This is a genomic window from Microcoleus sp. S13C4 (genome assembly GCF_036700865.1).
GTDB lineage: Bacteria > Cyanobacteriota > Cyanobacteriia > Cyanobacteriales > Microcoleaceae > Microcoleus.
In genome coordinates this window covers 30,610-44,155 of record NZ_JAUBPS010000017.1, presented here as the reverse complement: position 1 = coordinate 44,155, position 13,546 = coordinate 30,610, and the positions used below count along the sequence as shown (strand labels likewise).

Here is a 13,546-nt window from a genome sequence, read left to right as displayed (position 1 = left end):
AGAGTAAAATAACCAAGTTTCTACTCTAGCAAGGCAGAAATAACCTACCAGTTCTTCAAAATCATGCAACAGTAGCAACAGTAGGTTGATTGTAGGAGCTCAACCCAACGATGTAGATTATTGGAAATATTTAGGTCAAGTCCTACAACTCCTGAAGTGACAAAATTAGCAGGTTTTTGATAAGGAAACCCTTTATTGATGAGTTGAGCATACCAGCAAGGATTTCAGGCTGTGAGCTAAAAACTGTCCAAACTATTGCTTGATACGAAGTTGAAATTTTTGGTTGAGTAAACGGATTTAATTTCCTGGAGTTCGAGTTAAAGGGGGGAGCGAAGGAGATGGCGTTTTTGGAATTTCATACAAAGGTTCCCTGGTCAAACCTAACTGCCCTAGTGAAATAACAACAGACATTGATAGATTAGTTCTCTCAGCAGCTTTAGCAATAGCTGTGCCATTTCGAGCTAGAGAGATGAATTCTCGAACTTTGAAGACAACGGGGTCATTGGGAGGCGTGTAGCCTCGAAGGATGGCAAGGTCTAATCCCCGTTCGATGTCGCTGAGTGCCGCCGTTCGATTGTCTGCTAAAGTTACGCTGGGTTCCTGCCCAGGCACTATCGTAGAGATGGCAATACCATTATTAGTAGGTTGCCCATTCTGGTGAACGATATTAAAGGTATAAAGGCGTTCAATTCCTTCTGGAGAGCGAGTTTTAACGAACAGGTTAGTAATGTTTGCTGTTGTAGCGCCAGGGAATTGTAAGGGTTGAATTGGTTGGACAAATATGGTTCTAGCTTGGTTAGTTTTTAATTCAGCATCAGTGTTAAAGACAGCCCTGGAAGGATCTGCTAACCGGATGTAAATAATGACTTCACCAGTCTGGCTAAAGTCAATAACGCTGGAACGGCCAGACCATACTTGAAGGTTGGTAGTTGTATTGATTGCTGCATCTCTTCCGACAATTTTTAGCGCTGATGTTTGAGCTTGCCCAATATTAACTGTAGTGAATACAGTGGCAATTATTAAGGCAGGAGAAATTAAAGCCAAACTAATTTTTCGAGTGAGTTTGTTCATGGTTATTTTACCTCCGTTATCTTTGCACTGTGACAAAGGCATTGACAAATACTGAAACTTGAGTTCCTTCTGGTACAATCGCTACATTTCCTTGCTTCAAAAGTTCTTGGGCGTTGCGATCCGATCTTTCTCGCAGCCGTTGGGCAGTAGGTGTAAAGAATCCCTCTAAGGCGGCGGCTAGGATGTTAGGTTTAGGTGAGGTTGTGGTTTTAACAGCCGTACTGCCCAAAAAGCCGCTTTGCTGGCTGAAAGTTTCTTGGGCGGGTCGATTAATTATTTCTCCTACTTGCCCTAAGCTGCCGAGAATTCCTACTAAAATATCAGCCTTGGCTATTTCAGAACCTCTGTCAAATAAACTGTCGGCAATAAGAGGTTGGTTATCGGTTCCGCGAACGATTAAGTTTCCGGGTGGAATGGGTACTTGTTGGATGCGGCCAGCAGCATCGGGGTAAACAAGCGCCACTACGCTTTGAGAAACCAGCCGATTTCCGCGCGTGACATTTTCTACTTGAGTGATTAAGACGGTGCCAGATGGTAAGGCGATCGCCCCGTCAGTTGCTATCACGTCCTCGGTCAATTGGACGGCAAACCTTCCGGCTGTTGGGCTTTGGCCTGCTTCGTCCCAAATCATCGGCACGATTACCTTGGCTTGAGCAGATGACCCGATGGCTATCTCTCTCATTGCTGTGCTGCCTTCAGTGTTTTCGCCGGCGGTCGTGCGGTTGAGGATTCCAGCTTCTCCAGGGGTCATTCTATTGGCGTTTGCAGCAGAGTCAGTAACTCCAATTGCGATCGCGGGTATCTCTTGCATTGGTGCAGCCGATTGTGGGCTTTTTGGCGAACTGACTAGCACTGGCTGCGGGTTTTGAGAAATCGGTGGCATCGGCTGCTGTTGGGGCAATGGCACCGGCGCAATTGCTACTGCACTAGGGGGCGGTGCCTGTGCTGCTGTAGGCGCAATTGCTACTGTGCTGGGGGGTGGTGTTTGTGTTGCTGCTAGTATTGCTGGCGGTATGGCAGGGTAGCTTGCCGCTGTCATCCCCGGCGCGATCGCGCGATCTAAAGTTGGGGAACTAGCAGAAATACCTCCAGCATTTAGCTCTTTAACTGCTTGACTTCTGCTTTGCCCCAGAGAAGCTAATTGCGCCCAGCGCTCGTAAGGATCTACTTTTTCTGGTGAGGGCGACGGGGGTGGTGGCGCAGGTCGAAGTGCCAGCAGTGCGGGTGGCGGCACAGGGCGCGGTAATGGCGTCGGACGAGGGCGAGGCGGGGGCGGTGCAGGCTGCTGTGCAGGGCGCGGTAATGGCGGCTGTGGAGGAGGAATGGTCTGTACCGTCCTTGGTGGCGGATTAAAGTTTTGAACCGGCCTCGGGGTTTGAGATCTTCTAGCGGCTGGTACAGGTTTTGGTGCAGGTGTCGGTTTGGGAGCAGGGGTTGATCGATTTTTAGGTTCAGGTGGCTGAACTTCTAGCGCCCGCTGCTGATCTTGAAATGCCAGCCGACTTTTTAGTTCTCCTGACTCGTCTTCAGAAACTTGAGCAGGTTTAGGGTTCGCCGTCTTTGCCTGTTGGCGGACGGGTTTAGGAGCAAAGAACACAAACCAAAAGAATCCCAAGATGCCGAGAACTGCGCCAGTACCCATTAATACTGAAAACGTCCGAACTTCGGGCTTCTCAGAAACAGGATGAGTTTCTGCTCCTTCGTTGTCCTGTTTAATTCTGTATTCAGAGGTCAATAATTCATCGGCTTCTCCGTCATGTCCGGCTAATTCTCTTTCCTCCTCACGGCTCAATGGCTCAACTGAGCGCGAGCCAAAGGTCTTTTTGCCATTGCTGCCAGCGCCATTAGGAGCGTTAGCTGCCTGAAAACTGTTAGAACTGTGGGAAAAGTTATTGGCTTCATTAGAGGAGTTGTTGCCATTAAAACTGTGGGAAAAGTTATTGGCTTCATTAGAGGAATTGTTGCCATTAAAAGGGTGGCTAGTTGTGCTTTTAGGTGGCGTATTGTAGGAAACTTCTTCAATTTCATCGGGTTCGCCATCAAATTCGTGTCCATTTTGAAGTTCTTTTTCACTCATGTTTTTATCTCCTATTATTTCGATTTTTATCCTATTATTTAGGTTTGAATTCGGTAATTTTGTTGATTTCTAAGCCGGCCGAGCGAAGCTCATAAACTTTCTGTTCAAAAGCTGAGGCTTGGCTACCTAGCGGCGGGGTTTGGATTTCTACTGCTTTGATTCGGAAAGTGCGATTGAAAGGAATTCTTTGATCGATTCCTGACGTGCGATCGACAAGCAACCGAGTGGCAATCATGTCAATCTCCCATTCGCCGGGACGGACTTCTCTGGGTTCGGATAAAAAAGAAATGATGACAGTTGCTCGCAATTGACCCGTAAAAACTTTATTGGGGACGAGTTCAGCGATGTCAGGGAGAGAAGCTTTGCCAAAATTGGGTTCTAGGAGTAACGAAGCAAAATAAGTGCTGGTAGGAACTCGTTTGGAATTGACTTTAATCCCTGAATCTGTATCGTTAGTTCCTGGTATTTTATTGTCCCAGTTGAAGGTTAACTCGGCCCAATTTTTGACAAAATTTTGGATGACTGAGGGATACCGAAAAAACCGATCTCGTTCTGCTACGTAGTAAGTTTGACCGTTGATTAGCTGGACTTGTGTTGTCTTCATAGCAGCTACCGAGTTGATTCGGTACGCGACGAAGAGGTGCAGAATTAGGGCGAGGATATTTACTCCAGTTAGGATGAGGAAGCACAATGCCAGTAGATTTTTAGCTTCTGGCAACAATGCAGTTTGTGAAAATCTTTGTAGCTTCATAAAATCTTTTGGTAATTAGTGACATTACTTAAATCCTTTGTTCATCGCCAAATTAGCGGCTGCTCCTATGGCATTGCTCAAAACATCGACGAGTTGTTTAGCATTGCTAGCAATGCCGTTGTATAGGGCAATTCCGCCGCCGCCGGCGATTAATAGAGCTAAGCCGGGTGCGAAAATGCTGATGAAAAAGAGGAAGGCGACATCGCTGGCTAATTCGGCTCCAGAATTGACTAGCACGGTGGCTGCTAGCCCGACAACGATGTTGTATCCAAGTTGGACACCAAATAAGCTCAGAAATCCAGTTGCCCAAGCCCAAATGGGCCTGCCCTGCAAGGGAAGTAGCGACAGCCCCATCGCGATCGGCGAAAAGAATGCTGTTAGTAAAAGGGCTGCTTCAAGGATGTTGACAAACGCCCACTGGATGCTATAAAGAATGAATCGGATGATTGGTATTGCTTTTTCTCGAAACACTGAACCGGGGTCAGTTATAAAAGTCGTGGCATCTTGAGCAGCACCGAGCAAGCTATTATTCCAGAGGGTTTCACCAAAAGCCCGCAGCGCTTGCAGAGGGGCTGAGCCGGCGGCTTGCCTTTCAGCTTCGCTAACAATTTTCCGAGCAGCTTCTTGCTTGGAATTCCAGCAGGTTAGCAGTTCTTGTCCGACTTTATTTCGGCATTCACCGTAGAGATTTTCTAGTTGTTGGCGGCCGATATTGCTGATAGTGACATTGGCGATCGCGTCCCTAAATGTCATTTCTCCTAGTTGCGCTTCTAGGACACTTTGGACTTGTCTGTAGGCAAAACTTCTAGTAAAAATGACGGTATTGGCTAGCAATTTGCCGTTAGCGCCGAGGAACAGCATGATGACGAGCGGCCAGACGAACAGTGCTGCTAGTTCTGACCATGATTGCTTTTCGATAATGTCTTTCCCGCTGCTTAGAGTTAAGAACAGGATGCTGATGGCTGCTAGGGTGATGCCGAGGGATACTAGACCGACCCACAGCCCAGAAGCGATCGGGTCAATCGTGCTAATCCAAACTTTGTCCCAAGATTCTGAGGTAGTCTTAGCCAGGTTAATTGACTCGCTAACTATGTCCAAGGATGATCCTTCTGCACCACTCGTCGGTGGTGTAATTTGTGCTAAAAATTTTTTCATTTTTCCTCGGAAAAAACTTCAAATTTGTATTCGACAAAACTGTCAGTCTGTACCTAAACTAGGCAGATAATCGCGGATTCAATTTAACGGCTCGGAGCATTAATTGGGAGCGACAAACCTGTTAGTTGAAATCGGGGTTGTGCTGCTGTCATTCGGTTTTCCCAAATAGCCGCCGCCGGGGAGCATCAACATTCCCGCCTGATAGCTGGCTTGGTTTCCAGACGCAGTGCTGCCTCGGCGATCTCCCGTATTGAGCGCGGATATTTCCTTAGCAGCTTGCGATAGCAGCACGTTATTAATGGCTCGATCTGTGCGAGCTTGCTGAGCTTCCTGTAAATTTCGCATTTGAACTTGTGCACTCAATGCGGTCTGTTGCGAGAGGTTTTGGAGAATTTGTTGAGTAACGTCGAGGCTCTGCGATTCTTCGCCCAATTGGATGTTTTGTTCGGTATCTTGGCGAGTGGCTTCTAACACTTGGAAGCTGTTGGTTTGAGCTTCTTTGCTGAGGGTTGCTCCGTCAGCTATGCCGATAGCGGCGCTGCGCTGAGCTTGAGCGTCTAAGTCAGACATGATGTTATATGAACCTTTGCCGTCTAATTTGCTCGATTTAGTTTCGAGTAAATCTGATAGTTTTGTTCCTTCTGTCTGGGATGTTGGAGCTTTAATAATTTGGCTGCTGACTTGGCTCAAATCAGGAATTTGGATAGCTCCGAGAGAAGAGGAAAGGAGTTCGTTTAAGGAGCCAAATAGCTCGTTTTGCACGAACCCTTGGATGTCGCCGATAAAATCGTTGACTTGTTTGAAAACATCTGCAATGGGAGCTAAGAAACTTCCCGCAGTTGGGGCTGAAGTTTTCACGGTCGTTTCTTGTGTACTTGGCAGGAAAATGTTTTGGGCTGGAGATTTCACAGTCGCTTCTTGTGTACCGGGTACGAAAACGCTTGGGGCTGGAGTTTTTACAGTCGCTTCTTGTGTACCGGGTACGAAAGGAGGAGTTGTTTGAGCTAAACTTGGCCTGACTTGAACGATTAATTCCCAACTGGCTAACAGGGAAACTGCTGCTAGTTTTGTAGCAGGTTGCTGCATTAATTGAAGTTGATATTTCATGGCAGTTATTTGGGGATTTTTGCAAAAACTTGAGACTTGTTACTGCGAACGTCGGATGCTACTTTTGGCTGAGGATTGGCAGCTAGGGTGGCAATTTCTAAATTTTGACCAATGTGGTCGAAGCCTTTTCCTTCTTTCACCGCTGCAATGTATTCTTGGGTGAAATGCTTTAGCCCTTGAAGCTGCCCTTTAAGGGTAGGAGGATATTGAGCCATGATGCGATCGCGGGCTTCTTTTTCATTTTGATTGTTAGCAATTGATGCCAACATCATCTCTCCGGGGTAGAATCGCGATCGCCAAAATCTTCCTCCTTTCTCAATTAGCCAGCAGGAGTAGAGGTCAGCAGCTCTGGGTAGAAAAGATTCTGTGGCATTGGAACTGATAATTTGCGGGTCGTACCCTAAATATTTGTGAGCGGCTGCTACTCCAGAATTGGTGATTCTGCCGGTAATTCGGTAGACCATATTTTGCAGAATTTGTGCTCCTGCGGAACATTCGCAGATAGCATCAAAATCTTGGCTCAATAGTAAGACAGCTATGCCATCTTTTCTGCCAGTGGCGCAAAGTTCGCCGACAACTGATGCAAAACCATCTTTTTTGAGTAGGACGCTCAATTCATCTCCAATAAATAAGCTTTTGGGGTGAGAAAGAGCGTTGCGAATGCAAGCAGCATGGGCGTTAATTGCCATTAAATAGGCATCTTGTTCGTTAGAAAGTCCCGATAGGGCGAAGAATTTAACAGCCGGTTCAGGGGAAAATGTGCTGGGCTGACCGATGGCTTTTCCTAAGCGGGATGTTAGCAAAGCATTTCCTTGGCTGAGGATTTGATTGATGGCTAGCCTATCCAGTTCTTCAAACGATTTGAGGTTGAGCCTTTCTTTGCTGCAAAACCTCAGCAAATCTTGGAGAGTTGGCATTTGCTGCCATTCTGGGGATCGCCAACCTTTTTCAAATGCTTTGTTGTACCGAGCGATAATTTCGGGATCTCTGAGGTACATATCGAGCATTCGCAGGATAATTGAATCTACCCGCTGGGCTAGGTGGGGATTGTGAATTTTGCCCATAGCGATCGCCACCACAGCTTTGCGGATAAATTCTTTCCAAGATTCCATCCGCCGTTCTCTTTCAGCTTTGTCGAACTTGCGGAGGTCTGGCGGTTCTACTAAATTGCTAGATCCTTGACTGATGTCGTAATATGCGCCTTGGTCGCCCAAAAGTTCGATCGCGGTTTTGAAGGTACTGTTACCCCCGCTGCTGATGTCCATCCCGACAACAGGGATGTTATTCGCCAGAGCTTCAATGGCAAAACGCCACCCCAAAACGCTCTTGCCTGAACCAGATTCGCCAGTAATTAAAGCGCGACTAATTTGGCTGTAAAACAAGTCGATAAAAATTGGCTTTCCGCCTCGATGAGTGATAAATTCAACTCCTTTTTTATCCAAATCGCGGGGAACAGTTAGCGGCAGAATTCCAGCGGCAGTTTCAGTGTCGAGGGTGAGGCGGCGTTCGCTCAAAAATGAACCGCTATGCAGCAACCATTTCCAAGTAATGGGCAGGCATTGCAGCCAAATATCCCAGGCAACGTTCCGCTCGCGGATGACTTTCGCAGTTCCAAAACTATTAGAGAGTACATTGCAGGCTTGGCTCAATTCTTCCGCTGTGTTTCTGTACACTAAAAAGGCAACGGCTGCATTTAGGGGTACGGCTCCTTGGTAAAGTCGGCGCTGGGCATCGAAAGATTCCTCCTGTTTAATTTCAGCGCCAATATCGCGCCCTTGCCCTTTAGTTATCGCTCTGCTACTAGCGGCTTTTGCTCCTTTCGCTTGTCGGGCTAAGTTATCATTAATTACGAGGGAATTTCCGGCGCTAATTTCTATCCAAGCTTCTGTATCGCGGACGTAGCTTGAGGACATCACCTCCCAAATCCATTTCAATTGCTGGCGGGTATTAATCCAGCCTGCGGGCGCGTCATACATTGTCAGAACAGCGCATTCTTTTCCCTTTCCGGTGAGATAGACGCGGTTGTTGGTCTTGCGGTGTTCGGGGCAGGAGGATACGCCATTCGTTCCTTCAATTAAAACTGTACAAATGTGTTTGTCAGTTGTCTTAATTTCGCTGAGTTGATAGCCAGAATGGGTTTCTTCAAGTTTAACAATTTGAGGGATTTGCGGTGGTTTACTGCTGTTAAATCGCAGCCACAGCCACTCCCAAAGTTCTGAGGAATTCATAGGACTAATTTCTAGCCCCATTTTGGTGTTCAGGAGAATTTCCCAGCGGAGGAATCCTTGTTCAAAAGAGTTGAGGAGCAGCTTGGTGTAAAATTGCTCTCTGTAAATTCTGGTGTTGCCTGCAATGGTTTCCACAAGGGAATCGCACAATTTTTTGACTCCATCAATGGCTTTACCAATGAAATCTCTGGAGATGGTTTCGCCTTCGTTATCGGCTGTCCAAGTACAGAAAGCAATTTGCTCCCATACTTGTCTAGTGCCTTGATTAGTTTGTTGTTGGAGGCGGCGCTGTTCATTTCGGAGCAGTACAGATACGGGTTGGAGTTCAGCGGTGTCAGCTAGTTGTTCTAATTCTTTTTGCCGAGCAGCATCGCTACTGTAACAACCGGTGCAGAAAGTGATTTTTTCACTGGGTGGGATGTCTTTCATTCCTTCTTCAAGAGAAGCTGCAAATGCTGATACTTCGCTCCTGAATAGTAGGTTGTGAAGTCCTCGGAGGCGGAATCCAAATACCAGTTGGTAGCTAGTCCCGTTATTGAGAAGCATCCCAGACACTTGTCTGCCATCTTTTTCAATTTCTACCAAACAACAGAGGTTGATTTCATTTTGGAAAGGCATAAATTTGCTCCTTCCCCCATATTGATTGGGTACAATTTTGGGTTTCAATTTGATGCGGATTTGTGAATCGTAAGGTTTGCCTTGGATGCTAGGAGGGCGCAGGGAAGAGATAGGAGAAATATAGAAGCTGTCGCCGCTACACCACTCATCTCCGGGGGGCTTGCGGAATTTGTCAGTAAAGAGGTGGGGTTGATTTCCTGTGAGGAGCCACCAGCTTACAATCAGCCAAAGCGAGACAGTGAAGAACCAACCCAATCCCAGGCTAAATAGACCCATTGTTAAGGTGTATGCAATGGCGGTTAAGAAGCACCAAGGTAGAATTTGATTGGCAGGGATGAACCCGATACTTGCTTGTTTGCCCAGGATTTTATTGACTCTGATAAAGTCTTTTTCTGGATCTCGTAAAGCCATTGGTGACTCCTTTTTTTTAGTTCTAAAAGGTCAAAGTTGTAATCGCTCCCAGCGGTGGCAGGTTGGGAACCAAGCCGGCTGTAGTACCGCTGCCGTCGCCGACGAATAAGAACGTTACTACGTCTATGGCAATTACAATGCCGAAGGCGAGGGCAATTTGGGTGACAATTGGCCGCCAATCGTTACCTTGCTGCGCTTGGTTGTAAGCGAATAAAGCTGCGGCGGCTACTAGCAAGAGAAATACGCCTCGAATGGCATTGAAAATTAAAGCGATTGTTGATTCGTCAATGGCTGTTCCTCCTCCGGCTGCTCCAGCTTCGGTTGCTAGATTGGTCATAAATGCTTGGAGACCGCTTAGAAAAACGGCTTGGGCTGGGGTCTGAAAGTTATTCAGGAACATTGTTACTGTGATGACAGCAACGGCTAAGTGCCAGAAGCGAATTTTGCTGCCCAGCAGTTTTTCGAGGATGGGAACGCTGCGGGTAATTTGCCATAGTCCGAAGAACACCAGAGATGCACAGCTAAATACGCTGACAAATAAGGGCTGGACAAGAGTTAGATAAATGGCTGCAATTAGGCAAATTGCAATGAAGGCTAAATCGGCGTTATTGAGTTTGAATTTACGCATGAATTTGCTAAAATGGCTGCGGCGTTTGTGGATAATGCTTTGGTTAGCAACGCTAGTGCGATCGCCATGAGAGCGGTAGTTGTTGTGTAAGTAATCGTTTTGCATTGGATTTGTCCTCAAAGTAGTTTATGCTTGCAATTCGTTGCTGTCTTCTCGCGATTGTTCTTTGCGTTCTGGCGAGGTATAGTTGTAGTCTTTAGATGCTTGAGACTCTCTAGATTGAGTTTTTTGTGGCTCTGGGGAGCCGACTACAGCCTCCATTTCTTCAACAGCAATGTGGCACTGTCGAACGTCTGGTGGCTTTCCTTTGACCAGAACGGCATCGAACACTTGTGCGTCACCTTGGCGGGGGTCAGTTCCGATCAGTTGTTTTGACCCGTCCGGCAGATCCAGGATTTCAAATTCGTATTTGACTGCCCCGGTCGTGCCGTCTTCGCGACGCGATTCTTTCCAAGGAAACACTGGATCTTTTTCCCCGCTAAAGCGTTTGGGGAAGGTGTCCTGAAACTTTTCAACTAAAGCCTGGGCAGTTGCTAGCTTGTTGTATTCTTCTTCCGACTGAGGCAATTTGAAAATGGCTTCTCTTTCTTCTGGAGTTAGCTTGTCCCGAGCCGGCTCAAATTTCCAGCGTTCGCCATTCTTGGTTCCGGCAAAAATTTCGGTATTATCGCTGCCTTTGACGGCAACTTTAACTTCGTTATTTTCACCAGTTACATACAAGCTGCCGCCACCATCAAAAGCAATTCCCGATCGGGGAGACTGCCCCGTAGCGAAAGCATAATTGACCAAGCAATCTGCTACAGTTTCTCGCTGCTGCTGTACTTTTGTTTGAGCTACCATTTTGCTAAGAAGATCCTCTGGTTCGCTTTCCTCCTTGTCGATACTGTTAGGTGCAGTAACGGTGGCCTGAACTTTTTGACGAGTTTCTGGCCCTTGTGAATTAGGATTAAATTCTGATTCAACAGGCATCTGAACGGTCATTTTATGTTCCAGTTTGTCAACGATACTTTCAAGGCGATCCAACCTCTTTGAGAGGTTGCTTAAATAGTCTTGAATTTGGTCTAACTGTTCGCTGATGCTGGTATCTTTATCGAGCTGTAGAGGTCTAGATTTTTGGGAGTTTGGGTTGAGCTTGCTCTCTAGATCGCCAATTCTTTCGCCAATTTGAGCTGCCTTGGTTTCGGGATTGTTGATTTTAACTTTCTCGGTGAGCTTGGCTTCAATGTCGCGATCTTTCCTCTGAGGGTTGCTCGTTTCCAATTCCTCTGGTTCAGTTGCCGCAGGCGGTTCTAATACCTGCTTAGCCCGTTCAGCAAGTTTTTCAGTGCGGGTATCTATTGCCTCTATGCCCGAAATGACATCAGCGTGTTTAGCACGAGTCGCAACTCGGTCGGTGCGATCGTTTAATGAGTCAATTTGTTCGAGAATTTTTTCGAGTTTTTCTGCCTGTTCCTTTTCCCTCGCTTGTTCGATGTAATCAATTAGCTCCCCAATACTCTTTGCTCCAAGTAGACCCATTAAAGAGGCAGTTTGAACGGTTAAGCCACTTACGGTTAATCCGTTAATTTCGCTTCCCATAGAAGCGACACTTGCACCTTGGCGTTCGGTTTCTTTTAAAACAGTTTCAAGGGTGTCGAGTAAGGGATATTTTGCTTCGGGCTGTTCAGCCACTTTTTGCTTGATTTGTCCGTTATTATTCTGATTTAGAACGCTGCGATTTTTAGCTATCTTGCCCAATACACCATTGGGGATAGGAGCATCCTCATCATCAGAAAGTAGTTCTTCAATATTATCTTCTTCCTCCTTTTTTTGCGTTCTGCTGGTAGCATCTTTAGAAGCTACTGACTTTCCTAGCTGCCGTTTAGACTGCGATGATTTGCGAGTTTGCGTATTTTGGCTGGGAATGTCTGCATCTTCTTCTAGATCGCTTAAATCATCCTCCAATTCATCATCTAGTTCTTCATCAAATTCTTCGGAAATGCTGTCTTCCTCTAATTCATCACTGGCCTCCAGCCCGATTAAGTCCATAATTTGGGATGGAGTATAGTAATTGTTATTGTCTTTGGTTTCAACGTCAGCTTGTTTCAAATTTTTAACTAAATAGACACCGCTAGTTCTCTGGCTGGGGTCTTTAGTTAAATAGAAAACAAAGCCAGACACCTCACCTCCTTTTCCTTCAGTAACTAAATCCATGCTGACACTAGCTTTGTGATTGCCAGATTCATTGATTCTGTCGGGTCGTTTGTTGAAGGATTCAACGAAGTTTTTGAAATCTTCCCAGTCCTCAATGCCACCTTCTTCTTGGATTGTTTCTATGGCAGCATCAAGGGTTTCCTGAATGTGTTCCAGTTTTTTGACGTGTTTTGGATCTGTGGCTGTTAGGACAGACCAAGTACGCTTTGGGGCAGAAAATTGTCTTTTGGAGTTGGGCTTAGTTGAGAGTTTGGCAGCCATTTTTTCTCACCTCCTACGAGGAAATTAGATGCGATTGTTAGGTTCGATATTGAACTTTCAGCAGTGCTTTAGATTGTCAAACAGGACTATTGGCTAGTTGCGCGATCGCTTTATTGGTAATCCACAAGCGGGGGTATTGGTTCGCGGGTTTCGCTCAAAAGTTCTTTTCTGACTTTGCCTCTTAGTTCTTGGTGATACTCGCCTAGCATTCTGCTGAATTCTTGCAGAACTTCTAGGTTTTGTTTGGGTAACTGTCCTGCTTTTACTGCTGTCTCTACACCCCTGGTCATTTGGCAAATGTGCGTGCTCATTTTTCGCAGTTGGGCACAAGTTCCTTCATTGATAGCGGGGACTGTGCGGTCAAGGCTAAAAGCGCGTTTACGCAAGTAGTCAGACAGGCTTTTTTCACCTGCTTCTGCGGCACGTTTCACTAAATCTGCCTTTTCAAAGGTGGTTAGGCGCACTCGGACGACTTCAGTCTTTCCGTTGGGTTTGGAAAGTTGGTTTTTGGGGATAGTTACAGTTGTAAGCACATCAATTTTCTTGGGCTAACTAACGGTTTATTAAGGCTAAGTTGAACAGCAAAGGATTAGGTCAGAGCGGTTGTTGGCATCAAGTTAACTTAATGCTGAGCAACCGAGGTTCGCTACAATTTCCTGAACCTTGATGGCAAGGTTTGCGCGGCGATTCATCCATTGCTTTCATTGATTCAATTGTCAGCAATTCAGTTGGAGATGAGCCTGTTTCTTTCGGTTTATGTTTTGTTCGGTCACGAGTCGCATTAGTGAGAAGTGACCGGAGCAGTTTTTATCATCCAGATGGCTGATTCGAGGGTGGATACTGCGGATTGGATTGCTTGTAGCCTTTGACTATGTTGTTGTTTGAAAGTTGGCAAAGTGCATCATTGTTGAGTATGGTTTGCAGCCAATCGTACTTTGTTGTTGAGGACGGTTTCTGGTTTGCGATCGCCGTCGCTAGATCCATTGCAGGATGAGCGTCAATGAGCAAGTGAACGCGATCCTCCTCTCCTCCAAATTCCACTCAAT

At 46.3% G+C, this 13,546-nt stretch carries 10 protein-coding genes; all 10 read right to left on the bottom strand.

Features of this window, described 5'->3' with window-relative positions; translation table 11 throughout:
- Positions 1–297: 297 nt before the first annotated feature.
- The 10 genes from QT996_RS09820 to QT996_RS09775 all read right to left on the bottom strand — a co-directional run bounded on the left by QT996_RS09820 (position 298) and on the right by QT996_RS09775 (position 13,541).
- Positions 298–1,071, bottom strand: a complete 774-nt coding sequence (locus QT996_RS09820) for a hypothetical protein (RefSeq protein WP_333046222.1) — start codon at positions 1,069–1,071, stop codon at positions 298–300.
- Between the two features lie 16 nt (positions 1,072–1,087).
- Positions 1,088–3,148, bottom strand: coding sequence for a hypothetical protein (locus QT996_RS09815; protein ID WP_333046220.1), 2,061 nt, complete (start codon positions 3,146–3,148; stop codon positions 1,088–1,090).
- 34 nt (positions 3,149–3,182) lie between these two features.
- The gene (locus tag QT996_RS09810) at positions 3,183–3,899 is read right to left on the bottom strand and encodes a hypothetical protein (RefSeq protein WP_325314634.1); all 717 of its coding nucleotides are present in this window, start codon (positions 3,897–3,899) and stop codon (positions 3,183–3,185) included.
- Positions 3,900–3,923: 24 nt separating this feature from the next.
- Positions 3,924–5,054: a hypothetical protein gene (locus QT996_RS09805; RefSeq protein WP_333046218.1), complete on the bottom strand. Its 1,131-nt coding sequence runs from the start codon at positions 5,052–5,054 to the stop codon at positions 3,924–3,926.
- Between the two features lie 99 nt (positions 5,055–5,153).
- On the bottom strand, positions 5,154–6,161 hold the full coding sequence (locus tag QT996_RS09800) for a hypothetical protein (RefSeq protein WP_333046216.1): 1,008 nt from the start codon (positions 6,159–6,161) through the stop codon (positions 5,154–5,156).
- Positions 6,162–6,166: 5 nt separating this feature from the next.
- A complete protein-coding gene (locus QT996_RS09795; protein WP_333046214.1) occupies positions 6,167–9,418 on the bottom strand; it encodes a hypothetical protein in 3,252 nt (1,083 codons plus the stop codon).
- Between the two features lie 22 nt (positions 9,419–9,440).
- Positions 9,441–10,151: a hypothetical protein gene (locus tag QT996_RS09790; RefSeq protein WP_333046213.1), complete on the bottom strand. Its 711-nt coding sequence runs from the start codon at positions 10,149–10,151 to the stop codon at positions 9,441–9,443.
- Positions 10,152–10,172: 21 nt separating this feature from the next.
- Positions 10,173–12,500, bottom strand: coding sequence for a hypothetical protein (locus tag QT996_RS09785; RefSeq protein ID WP_333046212.1), 2,328 nt, complete (start codon positions 12,498–12,500; stop codon positions 10,173–10,175).
- Positions 12,501–12,610: 110 nt separating this feature from the next.
- A complete protein-coding gene (locus QT996_RS09780; RefSeq protein ID WP_333046210.1) occupies positions 12,611–13,033 on the bottom strand; it encodes a plasmid mobilization protein in 423 nt (140 codons plus the stop codon).
- A 277-nt stretch (positions 13,034–13,310) separates the two neighbouring features.
- Positions 13,311–13,541, bottom strand: a complete 231-nt coding sequence (locus QT996_RS09775; protein ID WP_333046208.1) for a hypothetical protein — start codon at positions 13,539–13,541, stop codon at positions 13,311–13,313.
- Between the last annotated feature and the right edge of the window lie 5 nt (positions 13,542–13,546).